Annotated in this window: 27 protein-coding genes and 1 pseudogene; 16 read left to right on the forward strand and 12 right to left on the reverse strand. The window is 64.5% G+C overall.

Annotation, left to right across the window (positions count from 1 at the left end):
* Positions 1 to 801 (forward strand): annotated as a pseudogene (locus AOT87_RS29135) (hypothetical protein); the annotation flags it as partial.
* Positions 802 to 874: 73 nt separating this feature from the next.
* Here the strand turns inward: AOT87_RS29135 and AOT87_RS00325 are convergent.
* Both AOT87_RS00325 and AOT87_RS00330 read right to left on the reverse strand, forming a co-directional pair.
* Complete coding sequence (locus AOT87_RS00325; RefSeq protein ID WP_007168492.1) at positions 875 to 1,291, reverse strand: type II toxin-antitoxin system VapC family toxin; 417 nt, start codon at positions 1,289 to 1,291, stop codon at positions 875 to 877.
* Positions 1,288 to 1,539, reverse strand: a complete 252-nt coding sequence (locus AOT87_RS00330) for a ribbon-helix-helix protein, CopG family (RefSeq protein WP_007168493.1) — start codon at positions 1,537 to 1,539, stop codon at positions 1,288 to 1,290. The genes AOT87_RS00325 and AOT87_RS00330 overlap by 4 nt, the downstream gene beginning before the upstream one ends.
* Positions 1,540 to 1,745: 206 nt before the next feature.
* On the opposite strand from AOT87_RS00330, the gene AOT87_RS28940 reads away from it, so the two are divergent.
* From AOT87_RS28940 to AOT87_RS00355, 4 genes are all read left to right on the forward strand, one after another.
* On the forward strand, positions 1,746 to 1,952 hold the full coding sequence (locus AOT87_RS28940) for a hypothetical protein (RefSeq protein WP_198528444.1): 207 nt from the start codon (positions 1,746 to 1,748) through the stop codon (positions 1,950 to 1,952).
* A gap of 388 nt (positions 1,953 to 2,340) precedes the next feature.
* Positions 2,341 to 2,736 carry a hypothetical protein gene (locus tag AOT87_RS00340; RefSeq protein WP_007168495.1) on the forward strand — a complete coding sequence of 132 codons (396 nt, stop codon included), beginning with the start codon at positions 2,341 to 2,343 and terminating at the stop codon, positions 2,734 to 2,736.
* Entirely contained in the window at positions 2,733 to 3,404 is a 672-nt protein-coding gene (locus AOT87_RS00345; protein WP_007168496.1) for an RES family NAD+ phosphorylase, read from the forward strand. The genes AOT87_RS00340 and AOT87_RS00345 overlap by 4 nt, the downstream gene beginning before the upstream one ends.
* A 516-nt stretch (positions 3,405 to 3,920) precedes the next feature.
* Positions 3,921 to 4,280 carry a hypothetical protein gene (locus AOT87_RS00355; RefSeq protein ID WP_234796433.1) on the forward strand — a complete coding sequence of 120 codons (360 nt, stop codon included), beginning with the start codon at positions 3,921 to 3,923 and terminating at the stop codon, positions 4,278 to 4,280.
* Between the two features lie 22 nt (positions 4,281 to 4,302).
* On the opposite strand, the gene AOT87_RS00360 is transcribed toward AOT87_RS00355, so the two are convergent.
* Positions 4,303 to 5,757 (reverse strand): PPE family protein, encoded by a 1,455-nt coding sequence (locus AOT87_RS00360; RefSeq protein WP_057969395.1) that lies wholly within the window; start codon positions 5,755 to 5,757, stop codon positions 4,303 to 4,305.
* Between the two features lie 211 nt (positions 5,758 to 5,968).
* Entirely contained in the window at positions 5,969 to 6,859 is an 891-nt protein-coding gene (locus tag AOT87_RS00365; RefSeq protein ID WP_057969396.1) for an alpha/beta hydrolase, read from the reverse strand.
* A gap of 106 nt (positions 6,860 to 6,965) precedes the next feature.
* Between AOT87_RS00365 and AOT87_RS00370 the strand changes: the two genes are divergently transcribed.
* The 5 genes from AOT87_RS00370 to AOT87_RS00390 all read left to right on the forward strand — a co-directional run bounded on the left by AOT87_RS00370 (position 6,966) and on the right by AOT87_RS00390 (position 10,419).
* The gene (locus tag AOT87_RS00370; RefSeq protein WP_057969397.1) at positions 6,966 to 7,709 is read left to right on the forward strand and encodes a 3-oxoacyl-ACP reductase family protein; all 744 of its coding nucleotides are present in this window, start codon (positions 6,966 to 6,968) and stop codon (positions 7,707 to 7,709) included.
* 28 nt (positions 7,710 to 7,737) lie between these two features.
* Positions 7,738 to 8,175, forward strand: coding sequence for an SRPBCC family protein (locus tag AOT87_RS00375; protein WP_057969398.1), 438 nt, complete (start codon positions 7,738 to 7,740; stop codon positions 8,173 to 8,175).
* A 68-nt stretch (positions 8,176 to 8,243) separates the two neighbouring features.
* Positions 8,244 to 8,843, forward strand: coding sequence for a TetR/AcrR family transcriptional regulator (locus AOT87_RS00380; RefSeq protein WP_057969399.1), 600 nt, complete (start codon positions 8,244 to 8,246; stop codon positions 8,841 to 8,843).
* Positions 8,840 to 9,610, forward strand: coding sequence for a glucose 1-dehydrogenase (locus AOT87_RS00385; RefSeq protein WP_057969400.1), 771 nt, complete (start codon positions 8,840 to 8,842; stop codon positions 9,608 to 9,610). Before AOT87_RS00380 ends, AOT87_RS00385 begins: the two co-directional genes overlap by 4 nt.
* Positions 9,607 to 10,419, forward strand: coding sequence for an enoyl-CoA hydratase/isomerase family protein (locus tag AOT87_RS00390; protein WP_057969401.1), 813 nt, complete (start codon positions 9,607 to 9,609; stop codon positions 10,417 to 10,419). The genes AOT87_RS00385 and AOT87_RS00390 overlap by 4 nt, the downstream gene beginning before the upstream one ends.
* Here AOT87_RS00390 and AOT87_RS00395 read toward each other — a convergent pair.
* The 7 genes from AOT87_RS00395 to AOT87_RS00425 form a co-directional block, all read right to left on the reverse strand.
* Positions 10,416 to 11,060, reverse strand: a complete 645-nt coding sequence (locus AOT87_RS00395) for a helix-turn-helix domain-containing protein (RefSeq protein WP_057969402.1) — start codon at positions 11,058 to 11,060, stop codon at positions 10,416 to 10,418. The genes AOT87_RS00390 and AOT87_RS00395 overlap by 4 nt on opposite strands.
* Positions 11,057 to 11,842, reverse strand: a complete 786-nt coding sequence (locus tag AOT87_RS00400; RefSeq protein ID WP_057969403.1) for an enoyl-CoA hydratase-related protein — start codon at positions 11,840 to 11,842, stop codon at positions 11,057 to 11,059. Before AOT87_RS00400 ends, AOT87_RS00395 begins: the two co-directional genes overlap by 4 nt.
* Positions 11,839 to 12,993 carry a thiolase domain-containing protein gene (locus tag AOT87_RS00405; RefSeq protein WP_030094287.1) on the reverse strand — a complete coding sequence of 385 codons (1,155 nt, stop codon included), beginning with the start codon at positions 12,991 to 12,993 and terminating at the stop codon, positions 11,839 to 11,841. The genes AOT87_RS00400 and AOT87_RS00405 overlap by 4 nt, the downstream gene beginning before the upstream one ends.
* A complete protein-coding gene (locus AOT87_RS00410; protein WP_030094288.1) occupies positions 12,990 to 14,060 on the reverse strand; it encodes a lipid-transfer protein in 1,071 nt (356 codons plus the stop codon). The genes AOT87_RS00405 and AOT87_RS00410 overlap by 4 nt, the downstream gene beginning before the upstream one ends.
* A complete protein-coding gene (locus tag AOT87_RS00415; protein ID WP_057969404.1) occupies positions 14,053 to 14,529 on the reverse strand; it encodes a Zn-ribbon domain-containing OB-fold protein in 477 nt (158 codons plus the stop codon). Before AOT87_RS00415 ends, AOT87_RS00410 begins: the two co-directional genes overlap by 8 nt.
* Entirely contained in the window at positions 14,526 to 14,981 is a 456-nt protein-coding gene (locus AOT87_RS00420; protein WP_030094290.1) for an OB-fold domain-containing protein, read from the reverse strand. Before AOT87_RS00420 ends, AOT87_RS00415 begins: the two co-directional genes overlap by 4 nt.
* Before the next feature lie 113 nt (positions 14,982 to 15,094).
* A complete protein-coding gene (locus AOT87_RS00425) occupies positions 15,095 to 16,060 on the reverse strand; it encodes an ABC transporter substrate-binding protein (protein WP_131727287.1) in 966 nt (321 codons plus the stop codon).
* A gap of 228 nt (positions 16,061 to 16,288) precedes the next feature.
* Between AOT87_RS00425 and AOT87_RS00430 the strand changes: the two genes are divergently transcribed.
* The 6 genes from AOT87_RS00430 to AOT87_RS00455 all read left to right on the forward strand — a co-directional run bounded on the left by AOT87_RS00430 (position 16,289) and on the right by AOT87_RS00455 (position 22,375).
* A complete protein-coding gene (locus AOT87_RS00430; RefSeq protein ID WP_030094292.1) occupies positions 16,289 to 17,278 on the forward strand; it encodes a hypothetical protein in 990 nt (329 codons plus the stop codon).
* A 163-nt stretch (positions 17,279 to 17,441) separates the two neighbouring features.
* Positions 17,442 to 18,293, forward strand: coding sequence for a hypothetical protein (locus AOT87_RS00435; protein WP_234795839.1), 852 nt, complete (start codon positions 17,442 to 17,444; stop codon positions 18,291 to 18,293).
* Positions 18,290 to 19,054 carry a hypothetical protein gene (locus tag AOT87_RS00440; RefSeq protein WP_030094294.1) on the forward strand — a complete coding sequence of 255 codons (765 nt, stop codon included), beginning with the start codon at positions 18,290 to 18,292 and terminating at the stop codon, positions 19,052 to 19,054. The genes AOT87_RS00435 and AOT87_RS00440 overlap by 4 nt, the downstream gene beginning before the upstream one ends.
* The gene (locus tag AOT87_RS00445; protein ID WP_057969406.1) at positions 19,051 to 20,097 is read left to right on the forward strand and encodes a hypothetical protein; all 1,047 of its coding nucleotides are present in this window, start codon (positions 19,051 to 19,053) and stop codon (positions 20,095 to 20,097) included. The genes AOT87_RS00440 and AOT87_RS00445 overlap by 4 nt, the downstream gene beginning before the upstream one ends.
* A 43-nt stretch (positions 20,098 to 20,140) precedes the next feature.
* The gene (locus AOT87_RS00450) at positions 20,141 to 21,232 is read left to right on the forward strand and encodes a CaiB/BaiF CoA-transferase family protein (RefSeq protein WP_030094296.1); all 1,092 of its coding nucleotides are present in this window, start codon (positions 20,141 to 20,143) and stop codon (positions 21,230 to 21,232) included.
* Between the two features lie 69 nt (positions 21,233 to 21,301).
* Positions 21,302 to 22,375 carry an alpha/beta hydrolase gene (locus AOT87_RS00455; RefSeq protein WP_057969407.1) on the forward strand — a complete coding sequence of 358 codons (1,074 nt, stop codon included), beginning with the start codon at positions 21,302 to 21,304 and terminating at the stop codon, positions 22,373 to 22,375.
* Here the strand turns inward: AOT87_RS00455 and AOT87_RS00460 are convergent.
* Complete coding sequence (locus AOT87_RS00460; protein WP_057969408.1) at positions 22,364 to 23,542, reverse strand: pyridoxal phosphate-dependent aminotransferase; 1,179 nt, start codon at positions 23,540 to 23,542, stop codon at positions 22,364 to 22,366. The two genes, AOT87_RS00455 and AOT87_RS00460, sit on opposite strands and share 12 nt — an antisense overlap.
* Positions 23,543 to 23,567 lie beyond the last annotated feature (25 nt).

Consider the following 23,567-nt stretch of genomic DNA (forward strand, 5'->3'; position numbering starts at 1 on the left):
TTTGGTCGGTCCCTCGAAGAATCACGCGATGACCTTCATTCATCCGGCTACGACACGCCGGTCATCACCGGCTCGTACACCACTCTGCTGGACGCAACTGGGGAGAACTGGCACCGTGACGAATTGACCACCAAGATAGAGTTCAACCTACGCCCATCCGCTTACGATCAGAGATCTTCAGGGTCACCAATGTCCGATAAGGCACCGCGGCACAAGCCTGCAGAACGGATGACAGCGGAACAGCTCCGCCGAGCAGCCGACGCTTGCCGAGACCTCGACGATCCGACGTTGATGGCGAAGGCTTGGGACGAGCCACCGCCGCCCGATATGCAAGCTTCAACAAACACACCGCGTCAATTCGGCCAGCTACAGAATCTCTCAGTTTCCGACACCTTCGATAATCCGCTGCCTGACGTGGAAGTCGCTGCGTGGGAAGCCGATTGTCCCCTTAGGTCCCAGACTCCAACGCGGGCGTCCGCCTTACGAAATGCAACGTCGCAATTGTTACTCAATGGCCGGCGCGCCCTTGAACACCCCGGACTTGTCGTTGGACAGGTGCATTGTGAACGTACCGCGCAGCCAGGGCGTGTTTGGTGTTGTAATAGGAGACTCGTTATGCAGCCGGATCAGCAGATGATAGAAGCACTGGTCAATTTGGCGACGAACGGCGTGCTGGACCGCATCGGCAACCGTGCCAAGCGTGCGCGGAATTGCGGCAGTGGGGACTGCACCCGCACCATCCTGAGCCGGGGAGCCCGTTTGTCGGCGACGACGCCGCTTTTAAGGAGGCGTATCCCTTAGTGCCGGCGGGGGATGCGGCGGTTGTCCGTTATCACTGGATCTGGGGCATTCTCAATGAATCTGGGGCACGACGTCAGTCCCAGGGGTTGACCAGGTCGACGCCCGTTCCGTCGAAGTGGCGAGTATTGCGGGTAGCCACAGTTGCGTGCCGGGACGCGGCGATGCCGGCGATCTGCACATCACGAATTTCCACCGCACGCCCACCTCGTTGTTGGGTGGCGGCGATGGTCCCAGCGGCAAACGCAGCCGTCAGGTCGAAGGATTGCACACGACCATCAAGGTCTTCGTCGAGGAGTTGAGAAAAGATCTCGTCGAGCCGCTTGCGTCGGCGGCTTGGCGTCAAAAGTTCAATACCAGTGCGTATCTCGAATACTGTTACCGATGTCGTCCAGATTGATTCGGTGGGCTGATTATCGAGCCATTCCACGACGGCCGGATCGGGTGTGTCCCGCATCAACGCGGAGAGCACATTGGTGTCCAGCACGATCATGATTCGTTGAACTGTGCCGGCTGGACGGGCTGTCCCCGCAGTTCGGGTATGTCCTCGGTCAGGCCCACGCCTTTGAAGCGTGACGCGATACGAGACCCGAGCCGCCCAGGCGGATTATCGACGTGCCGGACTGCGTTCCGTAAGATCTCGCGCACCTCCTCCTCGGTGCTGCGACCGTGTTGACGGGCTAGTCGCTGCAATTTGGCCTTGGTGTCGTCCTCAAGTTGACGGATGAGAATCTGCGCCACAGAGCGATGCTATCACGATATCGTTCAGATAGTGCGTTGACCTCGCCTTCATTGAGAATGCCCCAGATCCGGTTATAACGGACAGCGGTCACCGAGGAGTGTTTGATTCCGATGATGAGCGCCACGGAGAACCTGTACGCGGCCGCGTTGCTCGTAGATCAACGGACGACGACGAGGAACCTCTACGCGTCGTCCATAATGCAACTATGCCGTTCGGCGATGGAGACATCGGCGCGAACCATCTGGTTGCTCAGCGACCCCGACAGGAACGTACGGCGGGATCAACGGGACGCGGATTCGCTCGTGCCCGAGCGCATGGAGCCGACCATCGCACGGTGGATGAGTCTCTACGCCTAGGTGGCTCGGACGCGCTCGCCGATCTTCTCGTGGTGACGTTCGCGGCTTATCTGTAATCGTGTCACCCGCGACGGCTCGCGCCGCGGGTTGCGCATGGGCCCACTTATGGCTGTTGGAATGGCCACGGATTTGGCCACAGAACACGGTGGAACCGATGCGAACAAGAGGGACGGAGCGTCACAGCGGGAACGGCTGAACCTCGCTGACGTGCAGCTATGAGACCGTGCGCACTGGAGGAGACGGTGACCGGTTAGCTCATACCTTAGAGGTCGAATCGTGGCCAGTGAGCGGCGTCGTTGGCGGCATTTTTGCGCGAACATGCTGATTCAACGGCTCCAACCGCGAACCGTAGGCCAGGCCTGGTGGCTATCAGGTGTAGCTTCAGGGTGTGTTCTCAGGTGTTTATGTGGTAGCGTCTCAGGTAGATCAACGTGGAGGTGCGATATGCCAGTCTTGACCGTCTCTGCGGCGCAGCGGCTTGATGATGAGGCAGCGACGCTTTCGATCCGCGAGATCGCCGCGTATCTGCAAGAGGCCGTCGGCCAGCGCGTCGCGGCGGCGATGGCGGGCTTGGCTGACGCCAAGCAAATCGGCCGCTACGCGCGCAAGGGCGGCCCGGAACCTCACGGCGCGACCGAGCGCCGGTTACGTGAGGGCTACAAGGTCGTCAGGATGCTCGTCGATGCTTACGACGACAAGACGGCGCGGGCGTGGCTGTTTGGCACCAACACGCGCTTGGACGATCGCGCGCCGATCGAGGTGCTCGGTGCGGCGGTCGACACCGCGGAGTTCGCGATGGTTGTCCGGGCTGCACGGCAGGTCGCCAGCTTCCAGTCGTGATCGCGGCGCCCGAGCAGGGGCGAACCCTGTGGCGGGTCGGCTATTACGCTGACCCGCTCGGCTTCACTCCGCTGGAGCTGTACCAGTTCAGTCACCGTTTCGACGACGTCTACCGCCGGTTCCGCACGCTCTATTGTGCTGACTTGGCGGAAACGTGTCTTCGCGAGGTGCTAGCCGACTTCCGGCCGAACCTCGGCGCGCTGCGCCGCCATGTTGAGCGCTACGGACCTGAGGCTGCCCAAGACTTCACTGAGAAGCCGGTCACTGCGCAGTGGCGCATACAGCACGCCCTCGTTCCCACAGTCCTGAAGCTCGATGGCCCCTTGATCGATCTCACCGACGTGCCCACACGCCAGGAGATCGAGGATCGCCACGTCGAACTGCTGCTCGAGCACGACCTGCAGCACCTCGATCTGCGCGAGATCACCACCAGTCGCCGCGCCATCACGCAGACGATCGCCGCGGACCTTTTTGACCGAGGCGCCGGCGCCGTCCGGTTCCCGTCCCGCCTGGACGGCAACGCTTGCGTCGCACTCTTCGAGGGGCGCGGCACCGCGAGCTTGGCCGGAGACCCCATCGCGCTCACCGACCCGCCGCCCGAACCGCTCCTCAACGTCACCACGCCGTGGGGCCTAGTGCTTGAGCCAGCGCCGGTGAAACTGCTCTAGATTGGGATGCGCGCGGTGGTGCCCATCGGACCACACGCAAGCAAATTGGACTGCATCCAGCCTTTCAGTTGCGGTCGATAGTTCAGTTGGCGTCTCTATGAGATCCGCCGGGACCGCCGCGCTCTGTTCGGTAAGCGAAAACCATCGCACTAAGACTTCGCCCAAGTCCGCTTCTACCGACCAAGTAACCCGATCGGCTTGCCACGCAGATTGGGTTATCTCATGGGGCCAACATGGGGCCAACGAGCCAGACCGACTGATCCAACACGTCCGAATGCCGGTTGCGCTTCTGGTCTGACCGGCTGAAACACATTGGTGTAGGCCAGAACTCCGCCTGAAAAGCGGAAGGTCGCCGGTTCGATCCCGGCCCTGGCCACCACGAGAGCCCGCCGGAGACGGCGGGTTTTTCTGTATCTGTGGACCAATCGTGTCTATTACCTGAGGCATAGTCACTGCCGTCATAGCCTCACGAAAGCGGTATTGTTAATTAATACTTAACCAGTATAGTATCTAGTTATGGTTAAGTTTGCCCTGCGAGACTGGTCCCATTCAGCGTGGCGGGGGACGTACTGGCGGACTGGACTGCTTGCCATCGCTGCCGTCGGCATGATCGGCACCGTGGGCTCCCCGGGGCTTGCTCACGCGGGTCCTGCGGGGGTCGGTGATGCGAGTGCCGTTATTAACGACCTGAAAGCCAAGGGCTACCGGGTGATCGTCTCCAAGAGTGGCGCTGCGACAGATCTGACTAGGTGCGTTGCTTCTGTGGAGGAGCAGTCCCCGGTCTACTCGGCGCAGCCGGCCCGGGATGTGCGGAATGCTCCGACAACTGTGTCGGTGATCGATCACAAGGTCGCTCTGGTCTCGATCACCTGCTAGGTGCACACCGAATACGGCGCCGCTAATCTTCGTCGGCGCCGTCCGGGACCCAGGTGTTCGGGATCATCGGCGCCTGAGCGCCCTTGCTGAAGTCGTCATCGTGGCCCAATGTGGCCAATCCGGTTGCTGCCAGGCCTGTTCTGGGCACAGTGCCGGTGAACCCCATGGGTCCGGCTCCGCGGTGTGAAGCCGTCGCGGAGGGCTCGCCCCTGTCAAGGGTCACGGTGGCGTCCATGTCCATGTATTCGACGGCGCGGCCTTCTTGCTTGCTCCGATCGCGTCGTCGGCGTGCCTGTCGCGCTGCGGCCGTCGCCGCCGTCCCCGCGCGTTCTGATGCTGAGTTCCTGGCTGACGTACTGGCTCTCGTGTGGACCTGGCTCGCCAGAGCCAATCCGGCGCCGATGCGGGGGCCTCCACCGACCCCGTACGGGAACGAGAAACCTGGATCGCCGACGGGTGGGGGAGGAGACGACGGCGCAGGCGCGGTACCTGGTGCGGATGGCGCTGGTGCGCCGGAGGGGGCCGGTGCGGGAGCCGACGGCGATGAACTAGAGGCGGGGGCTGTCCCAGCAGCCGCCGCGGTAGGAGGTTCCGGGACGGGGTTCGGTTCCGTCGCAACGATTTCAGGCGACGGCTGGATGCCAGCCAGGCCTGCCAACCCGACCACTGAGCTCAGGCTCGCGATCGCTAGAGCAAGCGCGGGCTGGATCAGCACCGGGGCGAACTGGCCGATTGTCGAAGCCAATTGTGCGGCATGAAAAGCGACATCCGCCAACACCAACGGAAGGTTGGTCAACAGTGCTGCCGGATCGGTCAGCAGGTTGTTCCACAGCAGCTTGAGATGCTCGACCATCTCACCGGCCACGTGGACCCACCACTCCGGGTTGGTGGGGTCCAGGTCTCCGTGACCGTGGTCGTCGTCATGGCCGTGCTCGTGGTCGTGATCGTGCAGGATCGACGGGGGCGGCGTGGAAGGCGGTGTAGACGCCAGTGCGACCTCGGACGTGGTCTGGTAGGCCGCCATCGTCGTGGCGGCCTGAACCCACATGCGGACGTAGTCCGCCTCGGTGGCAACGATGGGAATTGTGTTGATACCGAAGAAGTTTGTTGCCAACAATGCCGCGTGCGTGGCGTGGTTGGCGGCCAGCTCGGCAAGAGTGGGCATGATTGCCAGCGCGGTGCTGTATGCGCCCGCGGCGGTACCATGCTGAGCGGCACGGGTATTGCTTTCGATGGCGCCTTGGGTCAGCCATTCCAGGTACGGAATGTGCGCCGCCACATACGTGTCCGCACTGTGACCCTGCCACGTTGCCGTATGGGTGGCGGCCAGAATTGCCCGGAGCTCATCGGCCGTCGCGGTGTAATGCGCCGCCAGCGAGGACCATTCGGCTGCGGCGGCGAGCAGCGGTCCGGGACCCGGACCTGCGCTGAGCAGAGTCGAATGCACCTCCGGCGGCGAAGCCATCCACACCGGCATAGCCACTCCCCACCCTCCACCCGCACTAACGACAACGATAACGATATTCATTTACATTAGCGCGTGGGATGCAAGGTTGTGCCGGTACCCCATAGGGGTTCGGTTTGTTTCGTCCCGGGATCGACGGAGTTGATGCAAAGACCTCAGAGAGCCGTTGTCGGCCAGTCGTATTCAGAGACTTGGTGCGCTAGATCCGGCCGTCAGGTGCCGATCAGATAAGCGCGCCCTGCAGACTTCGGCAGGCCTTGGCTACGAAGTCCTTCGACACCCCGGCCCACGGTACGAATCTGTCGAAGCCGTGGAAAGCGCCCTCCACGACTTCCAGCTCGCAGGGCACTCCGGCGGCACGCAGGCGTTCGGCGTAGAGGAGGTCCTCGTCGTGAAACAGGTCGGCCGTCCCGATGCCCAACCAGGCCGGCGCCACTCCGGCCAAGTCCGACCGCCGACCCGGTACGGCGACATTGCGGTCGGTGTCCCCCAGGTACGAGTCCCAGCCGAACCGGTTGCTTTTGGTGCTCCACATCCGCAGGTTGGTTTCGTCGACGTCGGTGCGCGCGGTGGTGCGGTCGTCGAGCATCGGGTAGACCAGCAGCTGCGCCGCCGGTGCGACCTCGCCTCGATCGCGCGCCAGCAGCGCAAGTGCTGCGGTCAGTCCGCCGCCGGCGCTGGCGCCGCCAATGGCGATGCGTGTTGGGTCGATCCAGCCTTGCACCGATAGCCAGCGCAGCGCCGCATAGCAGTCCTCGATGGGTGTCGGATAGGGATGTTCGGGTGCCAGCCGATAGTCGACCGACACGACGGGAAGCCCCGTTTCCCGCATGACCTTGCGGCAGAAGAAGTCATCCTGACGTGCCGTGCCCATCACATAACCGCCGCCGTGAATCCATAACAGAGCCGGGGACGGCTCGGTCAGGTTCTTGGGAACGTGTGCACGAACCGTCACGTCGTCGTTCACCGCCACGGTCCGCACCCCAAATCTGGGAAACAGCCCCGAGGTGCGGATCAATCCGCGCAGGGTGGAAAGGGTTCGTGGCAGGCCGACCTGTCGTGGAAATACCTTGGCCGCCAAACGGAGGCTGGGGTGAATGTCAGGTGACGACACACAGCGAGTATGCCGGTGGGAGACGCATAACGTGGCGGTTTGGCATGACGGGGAATGTTTCGGACCCGAGTCCACTTGACCCGTGCGTACCTACGGAAGGACCACCATGACTCCACCACTGAAGGGTCGCCGCGCGTTTGTCACCGGCGGATCGCGCGGAATAGGCGCAGCCATCGTGCGCAGGCTCGCCGAAGATGGTGCGCGTGTCGTCTTCACGTTCTCGAGTTCACCGCAACCGGCCGCGGACGTCGTGGCCGATGTCAAGGAGGATGGCGGCTGGGCGCTGGCGGTCAAGGCCGATGTATCCGACCCGGCCCAGCTCACGACCGCGGTCAACGAGGCGGCCGAACACCTTGGCGGACTGGATATTCTGGTCAACAATGCCGGCATCGCATCCTTTGGCGACGTGGATACCGCGACCTTGGAAGACTTCGACGTGATCGTCGCGGTGAACGTGCGGGCTGTTTTCGCGGCCATCAAGGCGGCCTCCCCGCATCTGGCCGAGGGAGGCAGGATCGTCACCATCGGCAGTATCAACGGCGACCATTCGCCTACCCCCAACGCATCGCTGTACTCGATGTCGAAGGCGGCCGTCGCAGGCCTGACGCGCGGACTGGCGCGCGAATTCGGCCCCCGGGGCATCACGATCAACAACGTTCAGCCGGGCCCGGTGGACACGGATATGAACCCAGAGAATGGCGAGCTGGCGCAGATCCTGCTCCCCAACATCGCGGTGGGGCGCTATGGCCAGCCTCGCGATATCGCCAGCTTGGTGAGCTATCTGGCATCGGATGAGGCCTGGTACATCACGGGAACCGCGATCAACATCGACGGGGGATTCACCGTCTAGAGCTCGCGGGGTCGCTAGGGTCAGATCCATGGCCACTAGCGACACCCGGGAAATAGTCATCGAGGCGACCCCCGCGCAGATCATGGATGTCATCGCAGACTTCGAGGTTCTGCCGAAATGGTCTTCGGCGCATCAGAGTTCGACGGTGCTGACCACGGGCAACGACGGACGACCGCACGAGGTGAAGATGAAGGTGAAGACGGCGGGCATTACCGACGAACAAACCGTCGCCTACACCTGGGGCGCCGATACGGTCAGCTGGACCCTGGTGAAGGCCAGTCAGCAGCGCCGTCAGGACGGTAAGTACACCTTCACGCCCAAGGGTGACAAGACGCACGTGAAGTTCGAGCTGACGGTCGACCCGCTGATCCCGCTGCCCGGATTCGTGCTGAAGCGGGCCATCAAGGGCGCCATGGAAACCGCCACCGACGGACTGCGCAAGCAGGTCCTCGCCACCTACCGGTAGACCCTTCCCCCCGCCAAGCCTCACTAGTATCGTTATTTCGAATATCGAAACTAGGGAGTCTTGGGATAGTGGATAGACGCCAGGGGGGACGTCCCCGCGATCCGGACAAGGATGACGCGGTGCGCGAGACCGTGCGCCAGATGTTGGCGACCGAGGGGTATCAGGGCACCACCATCCCCGCCGTGGCCCGCGTCGCAGGCATCGGTGCTCCCACGATTTACCGGCGTTGGTCAACGCAGGCCGCCATGGTGGAAAGCGCGATCGCGGACCGCCCGTGGCCCGCGGCCCTCGCCGATCGCGGCGAATTCCAGGACTATCTGCCCGTTGTGGTGCGCGCTGTGGTCGAGTACTTTGCCGATCCCGCTACCCGCGCCGCGATGCCGGGACTCCTCGTCGAGTACCACCGCGAACCGGGGCAGTATGCGGATTTGGTCGCGCGCACCGAAATGCCTCTGCGCGAAGCGTTCCGGACGGCACACGCCGAGGCTGTCGCCGCTGGCCGATGTGCGGACCGGCCCGGGGCGGATGCGCTCTTCGACACCGTTGTGGGTATGGCCGTCTACCACGGCGTCTTGCGCGGCACCGCCGACGAAGCGCTCATCGAGCAGATTCTTGGTGTGGTGGGCGCGGCGAGCATTGTGGACCAGCGAAAAGTGAGGAAACGATGAACCGAGAAACCTTCTCCAGCCTGTTCGACCTCACGGGGCGTACGGCCATCGTCACCGGGGGCACCCGTGGAATCGGGCGATCTCTCGCCGAAGGTTATGCCTGCGCGGGTGCCAATGTGGTTGTCGCAAGCCGTAAGCCGGAAGCGTGCGCCGATACGGTCGAGCATCTGCGGTCCCTGGGCGGCCGGGCGCTGGGCGTACCGACACACACGGGCGATATCGAATCCCTGCAACATTTGGTGCAGGCCGCCGTCGAGGAGTTCGGCGGTATCGACATCGTGGTGAACAACGCTGCCAATGCACTCACCGAACCGGTGGGCTCCTTCACCGTCGATGGGTGGGACAAGTCCTTCGGTGTGAACCTGCGGGGGCCGGTGTTTCTGGTGCAAGCCGCGCTGCCACATTTGGTGGCCAGTCGACATGCGGCAGTGCTCAACGTTGTCTCGGTGGGCGCCTTCATGTTTGGTCAGGGCGTCTCCATGTACTCGGCGGCCAAGGCCGCACTGGTCTCATACACGCGGTCTGCGGCGGCCGAGCTCGCTTCGCGGGGTGTGCGTGTCAACGCACTCGCTCCCGGCGCGATCGACACCGACATGGTGCGCAAGACCCCGCCCGCCGAGGTGGAACGAATGGCTAATGCCAATCATCTCAAACGGCTCGGACTCCCCGACGAAATGGTGGGTACCGCACTGCTTTTGACCTCCGATGCGGGCAGCTACATCACCGGTCAGACCATCATCGCCGACGGAGGGTTGGTGGCCCGATGATTCGCACGGAGCATCGCGACAACGGAATCCTGGTGGTCACGATCGATCGTCCCGAGCGCCGTAATGCACTGGACCCGCAGACGGTGGCCGAGCTGCACTCCGTGGTCGAGAAGACCGATGGCGACCCCAAGGTGCGGGTTGTGGTTCTCACCGCAGTCGGCGCATCTTTTTGTGCCGGAGCCGATCTGAAGTCGCTGCCCACCGATTTCACCAATATCGGGGCGACCTCCACGGCCGCGCTGCTCGGTGCCACCGACTCGGAGCTGGTGCGTACGCTCGCGGCTCAGGAGTTGATGGCCTCGCTGTTCGAACGGATTCACCGGATGCGTCAGCCCGTCATCGCTGCTGTCAATGGACACGCGGTCGGTGGCGGGTTCGCATTGGCGCTGGCCTGCGATATCCGGTTCGCCTGCCCGGAGGCCTCATTCGGCGCCGTGTTTATCCGTCATGGGGTATCCAACTGCGATATGGGAACCAGCTATCACCTGCCGCGGTTGGTGGGCGCGGCCCGCGCCGCAGAGCTGATGTTGACCGGGCGGGTATTCGGCGCCGACGAGGCGCAACGGATCGGCTTGATCTTCGACGTGGTGCCTACCGAAACCCTCCTTGACGCGGCGCTTGCGAAGGCCGAAGAAATCGCCGTGCACTCACCGCTGGCGGTATGGATGACCAAAGAAACGATGTGGCAGACGGTCGACGCGCCGAGCTTGCGTCACGCGCTGGACCTGGAAAACAGGACTCAGGTGATGTGTACTGCCACCGGCGAATTGCGCCGGTCCTTCGACGCTTTCAGGGAGGGGCGTGCCTAGTTCTCTGCCGGAGGTCCGGCCAGGATGGCGGTCACCAGGTCGATGAGCTGCGCATTCATCTGCCCGTCGTCGAGATAGGTGCCGCTCAGGGACATCAGTCGATTGGTGTGCGCGATGTCGCCCAGAACTACGCAGGTCAGTGTGACCGCCTGGGTGACCCCGAATCGAATTGACGGCAGTGAGGCGTCCGGGCGCAGCCGCACGATCAGCTCCTGTAGTCGCGCGGCCTGAGGCTGAAAACTCACGCTCATCGGGATAAGCGCGGGGTGCCCACTGATGAGGAGCTTGCCGAGGGTGGAAAGCCATGCGGTTCCGCCCTCTTCGCCGATCTCGGACAGCGGGACGACGATCGCCTCGGCAATGGCACGCAGTGTTCCGGCCCTTTCGGCGATGTCCAACAACGTGAACCGGCGCTTTTCGAGCTGATTCAGGTATTTATCGAGCAGCGCCTCGATGAGACGTTCCTTGGATCCGAAGTGATAGTGCACCGACGCGACATTGGTGCCCGCCGCCGCCATGATGGCGCGCAGTGACACCGCATCCACGCCACGCTCGGCGAATAGTCGCTCGGCGGCACTGAGCAATCGCTGATCGGTGGAATCATGTGCAGAGGTGTCTGTTTCAGATGCGATGTCGGTCATTGGCCGGTGAACCGGGCCTCTCTCTTCTCGCGGAATGCGGACAACCCCTCGCGTGCATCGGCAGAGCTGATCACCTGGCGGGTCAGGCGGGCTTCGATGGCGCGTGCGTCTTCCTCGGCGATCCAACCGCTGTGCACCACAGCTTCCTTGGCGTTGCGCACTGCCAGCGGGCCGTTGCGCACCACGCGTTCGGCGAGGCTTCGCGCCTTGTCCAATGCGGTGCCCGCCGGCACCACGTGGCCCACCAGGCCGAAATGATAGGCCTCCTGGGCGGTGAGCGGCTCGCCCGTGAGGATCATTTCCATGGCCTTGGTGTAGGGGATCTGCCGTTTGAGCCGGACCATGGAGCCGGCACCGGGCACCAGCCCACGCTGTACCTCCGGAAGACCGAACGTGGCCTGCTCATCGGCAACACGGATATCGGTCTGCTGCAACATTTCACATCCGCCACCCAGGCACGCACCGTTGACCGCCGCGATGAGCGGTTTGGTCAGGGTATGGGTGAGTAGCAGTCCTTTGCCTATGGCGGCAGGGTCGAGTGGCGGCGCGGAGCCGTCCCGGACCATCCAGCCATCGCTGAGATCACCTCCTACGCAGTAGGCGCTACCGGCGCCGGTGATGATGGCCGCCCGGATGCCGTCGTCCCGATCGATCTCGTCCCAGGCCTGGGCGAGCTGTCCCACCATGTTGGTGGACAGCGCATTTCGCCGATGCGGACGGTTCATGGTCAAGATGACGATCGGGCCGTCCCGCTCGACGAGAAGTTCTCGATCTTCGGTCATGGTTTCTCGCTCCCCACCACCCATAAAGCATGGAACTGCGATGCGCCGCCCATGGCGTGGCCTATCGCGCGTCGGGCACCGTCGACCTGATGTTCTCCCGCCAGCCCCCGCACTTGCAAAGCGGCCTCGGCGAATCGAAGCAGGCCGGTCGCGCCGGTGGGGTTGCCCGAGAGCACGCCACCGGACGGGTTGATCGGGTGTCTGCCCCCGAACGCGGTGTGGCCCTCGTCGACGGCGCGCCAGCCCGCTCCCTCGGGAGCCAGCCCGATGTTCTCCATCCACATCGGCTCGTACCAGCTGTAGGGGATGTAGAGCTCGGATACATCGGCCTCGGTGGCCGGGTCGGTGATCCCCGCCTCGCGGTACGCTGCGGCGGCGCACTCCTGCCCGGCGCGTGGATTCACCTCATCGCGGCCCGCGAAATGGCCTGTCTCGGTTCGCCACCCGGTGCCGTGAATCCAGGCGGGCGGTCGTGGCGCATGCGTCGCGAACAGTTCGGAAGAAACGACGACCGCACACGAGCCGTCGGATGACGGGCACGATTCCAGGAACCGGATGGGATCCCAGAGCATCGGCGAGCTGCGCACCTCCTCGATGGTGATATCGGGCTTATGGATATGCGCGTATGGGTTACGAATGGCGTTGAGGCGATGATTCACCGCGACTTGCCAGCCGATGTGTTCCGGGGCGCCCGAGCGGCGGATGTACTCGCGGATGACGGGTGCGAAATGCCCACCCGCGCCGGCACCCAGCTGGGCACTGAACGGCAGCGGCCGGGACAGCGCCCAGGTGAAGTTGCCCTCTGACTCCTTGGAATACGCGACGACCAGCACCCTTCCGGCAAGTCCGGCTTGCACCAGGTGTGCGGCATAGATGGCTGCGTGTCCTCCGACGCTGCCGCCGGTGAACACCCGGGTGACCGGCAGTCCGCGCGCGCCCATCGCGTCGGCGAGGTATAGCTCCGGATTCATCACGCCGTCGAAGAGATCGGGGGTCTTCGCGAGCACGATCGCATCGATGTCACCGAACGTCAGCTCCGCGTCGGCCAGCGCGCCGTCCACCGCCTCGCGCACCAGCGCCGCGATGCTGACCTCACGCTTCTTGGCCTGCTTGCTTTGGCCGACACCGACTACGGCGACACGGGCGCTCATCCGCTCGCCTCCATGAGACAAACCAGATTGTGCTGCAGTGCAGCGCCGTTGGTGGCGTGGGCAAGTGCTCGAGTGGCGCGGCCCTGCATGATGGCGCGAGCCGATTCGCCGATGCGGATCAACCCGGTAGCGGTAGCGGGCGCACCCGCCAGCGGCCCACCGGATGGATTCACGAGCACGTTGTCGATGCCCAAGGTTTTGGTCAGTAGCGGTTCCACATAGCTGTACTCGGTGTGCAGCTCGGCGACTTCCACACTGGCGGCAGTGAAACCGGCCATGGCTGCTGCCTTGTCGGCGGCGATGCGCGCCGAGTCCACTACCGTGAGATCCCGCGAGCCGGGGTAGTGCGTGTCCATCCGGTGATCGATCGCCCTGATCCACGCCGGACGCCGGGCCAGGCGGCGTGCCACATCACCGGTGGCCAGGATCAGTACCGCGGCGCCGTCACCGACTGGCGCCACATCGTGTGGACGCAGTGGCGAGGCGATGTACGGCTGATCCAGCAGCGATTCGACTCCCGGAGCACCTGCCCTGAGCGCGAAGGGATTCGACAACGCATCGGTCAGCGATTGGTTCACCACATCGGCCATCTCTCGCTCTGTGGTGATACCGGCCTCGACGACGGCCGCCGCCTGCAGACCGGCGATCGCATGCCGATGCGGATGAAGGGGAGTCAGGTAGTAGGGGTCCAGTGAAGCGGGGGCCACCTGGTCCAGGTCGGTGGGCAGCGCGCCGCGGCCGATGCCGTACACCAGGGCGATATCACCGTGGCCCAGTTGGAGCCATGACCAGGCCTCGTAACACGCCCATGCGGCGTCCATTTCGACATGGGATTCCGATATCGGCGGCCAGGCGCCGACAGCGTCGAGGGACTCGATGTACGCGAAGGTACGGCCCTCGAAGAAGTCATGGCTGCCCGATGCGTAGAAGTCGATGTCCTCGCGGCGCAGTCCTACCTGTTCGAGGGCCTCGCGGACCACGGGTAGCAGGATCTCGGCCATATCGTCACGAAGATTTGCTGCAGTACAAGCCGATTGGGAAAAAGAAACCACGGCAACATCACGCATGGGCGGCCTTGTCTGGCACTGGCCGGAAGTAGCGGATGCTCTGCATGCTGGCACCGAGCTCCTCATCGGTCACCCAGACCGGCTCTACGGTCATGCCGATGTGAACGAGGTCTGGCGCGGTGTCTCCGATCATGTGCATGAGTCTGTTGTCGGCGCCGTGCAACCGGATGTGCGCCACTGCGTAGGGCGGCGCGAACACTTGTCCCGGAAAGGGGAAGCTCACGATGCAGAAGGTCTCCACCGTTCCCGTTCCCGCGAGGGGGAACGGTTCACCCAGTTCCGTCAGGCATCGTGAACAGAATTGCGGCGCAGGACAGTACGCGCGTTGACAGCCAGGGCATCGGCGTGCCAGCAGGCGCCTGTGCGCCAGCCCGCGCAGGAAGATGGAACGCCCGGATCCCGCCACATACGTGTAGTCCATGCGGAACGGGCTGGCGATCGAAGAGACTGGTTCGGGTAGTGCGGTCACTGCGGGCCCGCCGGTTCGAAGCAGACGATATCGGTGATGGCGCCGACACGGTCCGGGCGCCATCGTGCGACGACGGGCAGTCCCGTTTTCATGGTCAGGGGATTCCCGCCGACATCGACGGCGTGGAACATCGCGTTAGTGGTTCCGTCGATGCGGATAAGCGCCCATGCGAAATCGTCCTGCAACTCGTCTGCCGGCCGTGACCGTACCCAGGTCCATTGCAGGACAACGCCCTTCGGTTCGAGCTCTACCAGCTCGCCGGTAGGGGCGGCATCGGCCGGGTCGAACTCGAGCGCCGGGCACAAGACCTGACCATGGATTGTCCGCACTCCGAAAAGTCGCGCGTCCCGCAGTCCGCCGAGGAAGGTGCCGATCTTGGGGCCGACGGTGCGCTCGAATCCGAACTCGATCGTGTACGGCGCGCGCAGGGATTCGGAGGATTGGTCGCTCACAGCCCTCCCGACGCGGGGTTCTATCAATTGATTGAATCGAGCGATAGGACCGTAACACGGCAGTGATGGCGGCCACAGATTTACGTGGACACCAATGCGACGAGGGATGGCGGTTATCGCGGAGGGGGTGGCTTCAGGGCCTTTTCGAGCTGGGGTGTCAGTTGTTCGAGGGCATAGATCCGGGCTAGCGGGCCTCCGAGCCGAAGGGCGCTCACCACCGGGCTGTCCGCCGGGATGTAGACAGCGCGCCCCTCGGTGACGGCACGCAAATCGGCGAGACCGTTCGTGGACTTCGCCTGCTGTTCAGTGGCTCCCACCACCACCAGGAGGTCCTCGTCGGCCTTGGCCTTCAGCTCGTTATCCGGCACCGGGCCGGAGTATCGCTGGCTGAGGAACCCCAGACCGTCGAACACCGCGCGGCGTGGGTCGCGGAAACCCAAGAGGAAGGTGCCTTGTCCGTCGGCGACCCAATCGACCACGGCCGTGCGGTTGACCCAATGTTGATGTCCAGTGCGTATCTGGTTGTACCGAGTCCCGACCTCTTCGGATCGCATGCGCGCCCGATCAGACTTGCCCAGGGCTCGCCCGATTGTGAAGAGCTGTGTATACCAAGGTGTTTCGGCGCGATCGACTCGATCTTCCGAGACCACGGTCGGCGCGATTTTGGCCAGCTTGTCGTAACTGGGTCTGTCGATATCGGCGCCGGTGGCCAGGATGACATCGGGTTTGGCGGCCGCGATGGCATCGAAGTTCAGTTCCGAGCCCGAGACGACGGGGGGATAGGAGACCTCCGGAACGACCCAGGGGTACATCGGGTACTCCGGCAGGGTGGACCGGACACCAACGGGTTTAGTGCCCAACGACTGCACCAGATCCTGGTCGTTCCATCCCAGGGTGACGACGCGATTGGGTCGTGTCGCGAGGAACGCACCGCCGTACCGGTGGGGGATGCTGAGCGGGAACCCGTCGGGAGACAATGTCGGCGGGGCGGCGGGTAGCGGACTTTGGTTGCGAGAACACCCGGCAAGTGCCAGCAGCGTCAGCAGCGCGGCAATGACGCGCCATCCGGCAGTTGCCATGCCGAGCAAACTACCATCGCCCGACGTCGATATACGAACGTGATCGCAATCGGCTCGGGGTGAATCGAACGGGCGGGCACCGGGTTGCACGCCCACCACCTGCGAGAACGTCACCAGGCGGGACGCCGTTTGCTGGACGTTGCCATTGACGCTGGGGTGGGACCTTCATACGTTTGCGCCGTTCCCAGCTCGTGCTACGGGTCAGAGCAACAGTCCAATAGGAAGCCGATGATTAAGCATCTCACCCGCCGCGCGACGGTCGCCCTCGTCGTGGCAGCCGCGGCGATGTCGCCTGCCGCCTACCCGGCAGTGGCCGATACGGCCACCCCGCTCAACGGCCTGTTCGCGTTGACTCCCGGCAGCTGCGCGGAGGGTCGCGCCACGGGCTCCTACTTCCGCATGATCTTGCCCGCGGGTGACGCCTCCGGCCCCTACCTCGCCAACGGCGATTCCACCTGCTCGGATAACACGGTCACCCTGCTGGCGCCCGGTACCGATGGTGGCCTGAAGTCCGGTGAGTATCAGCCGCAGCCCGGCAACGCATTCGATGGAAATGGAAATGCGGTGTCCGGCAGTATTACTCAGCCAGTGAAGTTCTACGGCGTGGGCTTTGCCACGGCGTCCAACCAGACCGATCCGCAGACCGGCCAGGGCACTGCCACGCCCCAGATCACCGTCAGTGGCAACAAGCTCGGCGGCGACCTCAGTGCCTTCGGCGTGACCTGGAACAACCAGGTGTTCAACCAGGGATCGCCCAAACCCGGTGGCGCGTTTCCCGGTAAGACCACACCGGTGACCGGCACCTACGACCGCAACACCGGCGCATTCATCGTCGAGTGGACCAGCCAGATCGTGGGCGGTCCTTTCAACGACTTCACGGGACTATGGCACCTGGTCGGCAAGGTCGGGGGCAGCCCCGGTGGCGCCGCGGTGGCCGAACCGCCGCCGCCTCCTCCGCCGGGTGCCCCACCGGCAGCGGCGGATGCGCCTCCCGCCGTGGCCGCGCCCGCGGCCCCTGGGCAGGTTGTCGTGCAAGCTGGGCAACAAGTGGTGGCACCGCCACCGCTGTCGGCCGGCCAGCAGCTCATCGCGCTGCCGGTTGACGACAATCCCCGCACCATCACCCCGCCATGGGTCATTGCCCTGTTGGTGTTCGTGGCGATCGGCGGCGGAATCCTGTTTGTGGTGGGGGAGCGGATCTTCAGCCGTGGCCGCTGAGCGGTTGGCTGAGACGTCTCAGCCGACCCTGCCTTCTTACGCCGACATCGTCGGTGAGGAGGCTGTTGTCGCCGAGGCCGGACCGGCGCCGCGACCCCGGTGGCGGTTTGTCGCGCTCATCGCCCTTGGTGTGCTCCTGTTCGCGTTGCCGGTGGTCACCGGAATGTTCACACGTGCCGCGGGCGGTCAGCAGCTGCTGACCGAGTTCCGGCCCTACGTGTCGTCGGAGGTGATCGCCAAGTTCCGCGGTTACCTCGATACCGTCGACGCCGCCCGTACCGATGTGCAGGCGACCCAGTCGATCGCGGGAGGACATTACGAGCGACTGGATACCTTTGTGGCGCAGTATCCGTCGATCCGTCAGGACATGAACGGTTTGCTCGATGCCGTCGACGGTCAGGTGGGTAATTACGGGCAGTTGCGCGCCGTGGGCCCGTTCGACGTGCTGCCGTTCCTGCTGGCGGTGCCGGGACTGGTCTTGGTAGGTGCCGGTGTGTGGGGACTTCGCCGTACCGGCAACGGTGAAAAAGCTTTCGGTGCGCGGATTCTCGCGATCTTCGCGGCGGCGGTGCTCATCGCCGTGCCCTTCGCGGACGGGCTCTTCTCCCGTGCCCCGGCGGGTGCGCAGCTCATCGACGCATTCACCCCGATCATGACCCACGAGCGGGTGGCCGCGGTGCAGCGGCACTTCGTGGTGCTGGTCGCGGCGGAAGGGGAGTTGGACACCCAGTTCCTGGGTGATTTGCGGCAGCATGACTCGGCCCGCGCGGTTCCGGGTATCGACGCCTTCGTTTCGCAATGGCAGCCCATGACAGCGGATTTCGCTTCGCTGATCGGGGTGATGGCCGACAACGTCGACAATTTCGGCAGGGTGGTGGCGCTCGATCGGATCACGGCCCCGCTGGGATTCCGATCATTCGACTACTTCGGGTGGTTCTTCCTCGTGTCCGGTGTACTGGCGGCCGCTGCCGCTATTGACGTGAAAGGAGCCGCACGGTGGCCCAGAAAACGATGACGCGCGGCACATTTGGTGTAGCGCTGGCGGCCGTGGTGCTGGTGACGGCTCCGGCCTGTGGATCGGAGAAGCCGACCGAGTCTCCGCTCACCGGGCTGCTGGCATTGGAGCCCGGCAAGATCGAGGGGAACAAGCTCAGCGGCACCTGGTTCAAGATGGTGCAGCCGGGCGGTAACCCCCAAGAGGGTCCGTTCATGCCCAATGCGAATTCTCCTGTGCCGCAAGGGGCAGCTACTCTGCTCTCGCCGGGCGCGGATGGCGGTTTGGTACTGGGCGACTACCAGGGTGAGCCGGATCCGGCGTTCGATGAGGCCACCGGGTACTCGCTGGCGGCCCGCGTCACCCAGCCGACGAAGTTCTTCAATATCGAGTTCGGCATCTCCACCAACAAGATCGACCCGCAGACTCAGCGCGAGCTGCCGGCGCCCTCGGCCACGGTGGCGGGTGACCAGATTTCGGCGGACGTGTCCGCATGGGCCGCCTCGTGGAACCGCCAGGAGTTCAACCAGGGCGCGCCCAAGCCGAAACCCAAGGAGCAGGCCCAGATCCCCGGCGAGGCTCGCGCCAAGCAGGTGTGGGAGTTCGTGGCCGGGCGCTGGGTCGGCCGCGATTCCGTGGACGGCGAAAGCCCTAAAGCCACCGGTACATACGACAAGGACACCAAGAAGTTCACTCTCGACTGGACGAGTCTCATTGTGGGTGGCCCGTTCAACAGCTTCACGGGAGTCTGGCACCTCGAAGGCGTGGTGAAAGACCGATGAGTTCGACACCAGCAGAAGAGACCGCTCCGATCGCTGCTCCGATTGCTTCCGTTGGCCGCAGGCCCACCAAGGAACGCGTATTCGGGATAGCCGTAAGGGCATTCGCTGCCATCACGGTGATCGGCAGCGTGGCCGCCATTACCCAGCTCTCGTATTCGCCTGCGCGTGCACCCATCGTCGGATACCAGATCGTGAACCGCGACGGATCGATTCCCGAAGGTGCCATCCCGATCCCGGTACCCCCGCCGGGGCCGCAATTGATTGCGCCGCTGCCGCGGCCTCAGGTGCCTTCGCATCCACCGGGTCAGGCTGCGGGACCGTTTGGTGCACTGCCTTCGGTGACCGACCGCGGGCTTCCGATATCCGTCGCACAGCCCTGCCCCTTCGGCTGGCCGGCGCCCGGTCCGGATGAGCAGGGCGGGTTGGCCTCGCTGATCGATGTGGCTCCGGCCGCGGGTGTGTTCTCGTCCGAGGCGTTCGCTCCGGCTACGGCGTATGAACCGATCCTGAAGATGATGGGTCCGGTGCTGGCCCGGATCTCCCCGCTGCTCTCGCGGCATCCGTGGGCGATCGACCAGTTCGTCACCCGGTTCCAGACCGTCATGGTGCGCGTTCTCGAGGCGATCCTGCCCTACTACGGCCCCTACCGGAACGACGTCCTCAAGGCCGAGGGCGATCTCGCAAAGGCGTTGACTCCCTTCCTGGAAAGCCTGTACAACACGCCGACGGCGCAATGCCTCGTCGCGTGGGAGGCGCAGCGCATTCGGGACGCGCGTGGGGGCCGCCCACCGGCGCTGCGCCTGCATGATCTGGGCAAGGTGATTGATCTGTACCGTTCGACGCACTGGCGTGAGGGCGACGATGATCCGCCACCCCCGCCGCTGCCGGCCTACGAGTTCACGCCGGCGCCCGCGCCCCCACCGCCCTCGGATGCTCCGGCCGCCCCGAGCACGTCGCGACCGGTGATCCCCAACTTCCCGACACCGACCCCGGCCCCGGCGCCCACACAGACGTCGTCACCGGCCATCTCCTCGTCTCTCTAGCCGCACTTCCCAACCAACGGGTTGAGTGGCTAGGGTGACCCTCATGGGTGACACTGGCGTCAAGACAGGCCCTCTCGCGGGCGTAAAGGTGATCGAACTCGGCGGTATCGGCCCTGGGCCGCATGCGGCGATGATGTTGTCCGACTTGGGGGCAGACGTCATTCGGGTGCGTCGTCCCGGTGGTCTCGCCATCCCCGCCGAGGAGACGGACCTGTTTCACCGCGGTAAGCGCCTGGTCAACCTGGACGTCAAGAAGGACCCCGAGGCGCTGCTGGCGCTCGTCGACAAGGCCGATGTCTTGCTGGATCCCTTCCGGCCCGGCGTGTGCGAGCGAATCGGGATCGGACCCGAGGAATGCGCCAAGCGCAACCCGCGGCTGATCTTCGCCCGGATGACGGGCTGGGGTCAGACCGGCCCGATGGCCGACCGGGCGGGCCACGACATCAACTACCTGTCGCTGACAGGCGCGCTGGGGTCGATGGGCTACAAGGACCGCCCACCGATGCCGCCGATGAACCTCGTCGCGGATTTCGGTGGTGGCTCAATGCTTTTGGTGCAGGGCATCCTGGCCGCACTCTACGAGCGCGAGAAGTCGGGCAAGGGGCAGGTCATCGATGGCGCGATGGTCGACGGTGTCAGCCAGTTGGCTCAGATGCAATGGACGATGTACAACAACGGACTGCTGTTCGACGAGCGCGAGTCGGGGCTGCTCGACGGCGGCGCGCCGTTCTACGGCACCTACGAGACCGCCGACGGCAAGTACATGGCGGTGGGATCCATCGAGCCACAGTTCTTCGCGATTTTGGTGCAGGGCCTGGGGCTGGACCCCGAGAGCGTTCCGTTCCAGCTCGACAAGGCGCGCTACCCGGAGATGCGCAAGCTGTTCGACGATGCGTTCAAGACCAAGACCCGCGACGAATGGACCGAGATCTTCATCGGTACCGACGCCTGCGTGTCACCGGTGCTCACCTGGGGTGAGGCCAAGCAGAATGCGCACCTTCGCGATCGCGGCACCATCACCGATGTCAACGGCGTGACCCAGGCCGCGCCGGCCCCGCGCTTCTCGCGGACGCCGAGCGGGCCCATCGAGGCGCCGCCGAAGGACACGACCGAGCTCGCCGATATCGGCTGGTGACTTAGCCGAGATTGTCAGTACTAGGTACTGGTAGTCTCATCCTGAGCAATGACGCTATGAGGAGGCTTGATGACCACTGCCCGACACGCCGCCGAATCCCGGCTGGCCGCCGCCGTCACGTACGCGGGGCCGGAATGGATGGGCAAGGCCAATTGGCATTCGGTGGCCGAGACCTATCTGTTCAAGGCAGTCGGTAAGCCGGGGCTCTATGCGCTGACCCGGCTGATGCTGGCCGTCAACCGCCGGTTCCCTGACGCACTGCTGAATCGGCGATACGACGGACTGGAACGTCTCATGGGCTGGATGCCAGGTGTGTCCGGAACCCGCACGGAGCCTGTGCAATTGCCGAACTGCGCGGCCGAATGGACGTGGAATGCCAAGAATGAGCCGGGGCCGGACGCGCCGGTGGTCATCTACTTCCACGGGTCGGCGTTCATCGCATTGGGGATCAACAGCCATCGCCCGTTGGTCAGTCATATCGCGCGTGACTCCGGTGCACGGGCGCTGAGCGTGGGCTACCGGTTGTGCCCGCGCAATCTGGTCGAAGATGCCGTCGCCGACGGTGTCGATGCGTACCGCTACGTGTTGAGTCAGGGCGTTGCCCCCGAGAACATCGTGCTCGCAGGCGATTCGGCCGGAGGCTTCCTGGCGGCCATGACCGCCATCGCGGTGCGCGATGAGGGCTTGACGCCGCCCGCGGGATGCGTGCTGATCTCGGCGGCGACCAACAACGACATGGAGCCGAAATATGCTGCCGCCAAGCGCGTCGGCGATGCCATGTTCCCCGTCGACTTCTTGAAGATGATCAACGACGTGTTCCTGTTGCGCAACGGCGCACGTGAGCCGGGGCCATGCCCGGCGGATGCCGACCTGACCGGACTGGGGCCGTTCCTGCTGCAGGTCGGCTCGCAGGAAGCGTTGCGACCGGACTCCGAGCTGTTGGCGGAACGTCTTGTCGCTGCTGGAGTTCCGGTGCGGTTGCAGATTTTCGACCGCGCCATTCACGTGTTCCAGGTGTTCGCGGCGACCAACCCGGACGCCCGGCGGGCGGTGGGAGAGATCACCGAGTTCATCAAGGTCCTGCCGGGGCTGGCCAGGGCGCGGCAGCGTCCCGACGCGATCGCGACGGGACTAACCTCCTAGCCGCGCCAGGCGGGATATTGCCTCGTCGATCACCGCATCACGTTTGGCGAAGGTGAACCGCACCAGGTGATTCCATTGATCGGCCGTGTCGGTGCTGGGGTCGCAAAAGGCGCTTACCGGAACCGCCGCTACGCCGACGGTTTCCGGTAGGCGCCGACAAAGTTCTGCGCTGTCGCTGAATCCCAGGGGGCGTGGATCTGCGCAGACGAAGTACCCGCCGTGGCTGCTGTGCACCTCGAAGCCCAGGCCGGTGAGCGCCTCAGTGAGACGATCGCGCCTGCGCTGCAAGGACTCTCGTAGATTCTTTACCCAGGCCTGTTCGGTGTCCAGGGCTACCGCTACGGCCGGCTGAAACGGTGCACCGCCGACGTAGGAAAGGAACTGCTTGGCGGCGCGCACGCCCGTGATCAACTCTGGTGTGCCACAAGCCCAGCCGATCTTCCAGCCGGTGCAGTTGAACGTCTTGGCAGCGCTGGAGATCGTCACGGTGCGATCGGCCATCCCGGGCAGACTGGCCATGGGTGTCTGGGTGCGCCCATCGAAGAGCAATCGCTCGTACACCTCGTCGGAAATGACCAGCAGATCGTGTTCGACGGCCAGCTCGGCGACCCGTGCCAACTCGGAGTCGGTGAACACCTTGCCCGTTGGATTGTGCGGGGAGTTGATGATCAGTGCCGCGGTCCGGGGTGTGATGGCGGCCGCGAGCGCGTCGGTGTCTAATGCGAAGCCCGCTCCGTCGGGAACGAGTGGCACCGGGACGCGAACGGCGCCCGCCATGGCCACCACGGCGGCATACGAGTCGTAGTAGGGCTCGATCAAAATGACCTCGGAGCCGGGTTCGACGAGGCCGAGGACCGCGCCCGCGATTGCTTCGGTGGCGCCGACGGTGACCAGCACCTGCGTATCCGGATCGAGTTCCTCGCCATAGCGGGCGAGTCGGTCGGCGGCGATGGCCCGGCGGAGTTCGGGAACGCCCAACCCGGGCGGGTACTGATTGAGGCCCGAACGGATGGCCTGCTGTGCCGCGTCCAGCATGGATGCGGGCCCGTCTTCGTCGGGGAAACCCTGGCCCAGATTGATTGCGTCGTGTTGGACGGCGAGGGCCGACATCTCGGCGAAGATCGTTGCGCCGAAGGGGCGCAATCGTTTGACGGTCTTCGGGTTCACGCTGGCCCGTGTTCGGTGCTACCCG

This window comes from Mycobacteroides sp. H003, from assembly GCF_001440135.1.
GTDB lineage: Bacteria > Actinomycetota > Actinomycetes > Mycobacteriales > Mycobacteriaceae > Mycobacterium > Mycobacterium gwanakae.

Excerpts from the sequence above, each read along its gene's own strand:
- AOT87_RS00390 (WP_057969401.1), top strand. The coding sequence starts at position 9,607 with ATGATTCGCACGGAGCATCGCGACAACGGAATCCTGGTGGTCACGATC.
- AOT87_RS00395 (WP_057969402.1), bottom strand. The coding sequence starts at position 11,060 with ATGACCGACATCGCATCTGAAACAGACACCTCTGCACATGATTCCACC.
- AOT87_RS00355 (WP_234796433.1), top strand. The coding sequence starts at position 3,921 with ATGGTTAAGTTTGCCCTGCGAGACTGGTCCCATTCAGCGTGGCGGGGG.
- AOT87_RS00375 (WP_057969398.1), top strand. The coding sequence starts at position 7,738 with ATGGCCACTAGCGACACCCGGGAAATAGTCATCGAGGCGACCCCCGCG.
- AOT87_RS00455 (WP_057969407.1), top strand. The coding sequence starts at position 21,302 with ATGACCACTGCCCGACACGCCGCCGAATCCCGGCTGGCCGCCGCCGTC.
- AOT87_RS00325 (WP_007168492.1), bottom strand. The coding sequence starts at position 1,291 with ATGATCGTGCTGGACACCAATGTGCTCTCCGCGTTGATGCGGGACACA.
- AOT87_RS00385 (WP_057969400.1), top strand. The coding sequence starts at position 8,840 with ATGAACCGAGAAACCTTCTCCAGCCTGTTCGACCTCACGGGGCGTACG.
- AOT87_RS00360 (WP_057969395.1), bottom strand. The coding sequence starts at position 5,757 with ATGCCGGTGTGGATGGCTTCGCCGCCGGAGGTGCATTCGACTCTGCTC.
- AOT87_RS00405 (WP_030094287.1), bottom strand. The coding sequence starts at position 12,993 with ATGAGCGCCCGTGTCGCCGTAGTCGGTGTCGGCCAAAGCAAGCAGGCC.
- AOT87_RS00440 (WP_030094294.1), top strand. The coding sequence starts at position 18,290 with ATGACGCGCGGCACATTTGGTGTAGCGCTGGCGGCCGTGGTGCTGGTG.
- AOT87_RS00410 (WP_030094288.1), bottom strand. The coding sequence starts at position 14,060 with ATGCGTGATGTTGCCGTGGTTTCTTTTTCCCAATCGGCTTGTACTGCA.
- AOT87_RS00425 (WP_131727287.1), bottom strand. The coding sequence starts at position 16,060 with ATGGCAACTGCCGGATGGCGCGTCATTGCCGCGCTGCTGACGCTGCTG.
- AOT87_RS00430 (WP_030094292.1), top strand. The coding sequence starts at position 16,289 with ATGATTAAGCATCTCACCCGCCGCGCGACGGTCGCCCTCGTCGTGGCA.
- AOT87_RS00435 (WP_234795839.1), top strand. The coding sequence starts at position 17,442 with ATGTTCACACGTGCCGCGGGCGGTCAGCAGCTGCTGACCGAGTTCCGG.
- AOT87_RS00340 (WP_007168495.1), top strand. The coding sequence starts at position 2,341 with ATGCCAGTCTTGACCGTCTCTGCGGCGCAGCGGCTTGATGATGAGGCA.
- AOT87_RS28940 (WP_198528444.1), top strand. The coding sequence starts at position 1,746 with ATGCCGTTCGGCGATGGAGACATCGGCGCGAACCATCTGGTTGCTCAG.
- AOT87_RS00370 (WP_057969397.1), top strand. The coding sequence starts at position 6,966 with ATGACTCCACCACTGAAGGGTCGCCGCGCGTTTGTCACCGGCGGATCG.
- AOT87_RS00445 (WP_057969406.1), top strand. The coding sequence starts at position 19,051 with ATGAGTTCGACACCAGCAGAAGAGACCGCTCCGATCGCTGCTCCGATT.
- AOT87_RS00400 (WP_057969403.1), bottom strand. The coding sequence starts at position 11,842 with ATGACCGAAGATCGAGAACTTCTCGTCGAGCGGGACGGCCCGATCGTC.
- AOT87_RS00450 (WP_030094296.1), top strand. The coding sequence starts at position 20,141 with ATGGGTGACACTGGCGTCAAGACAGGCCCTCTCGCGGGCGTAAAGGTG.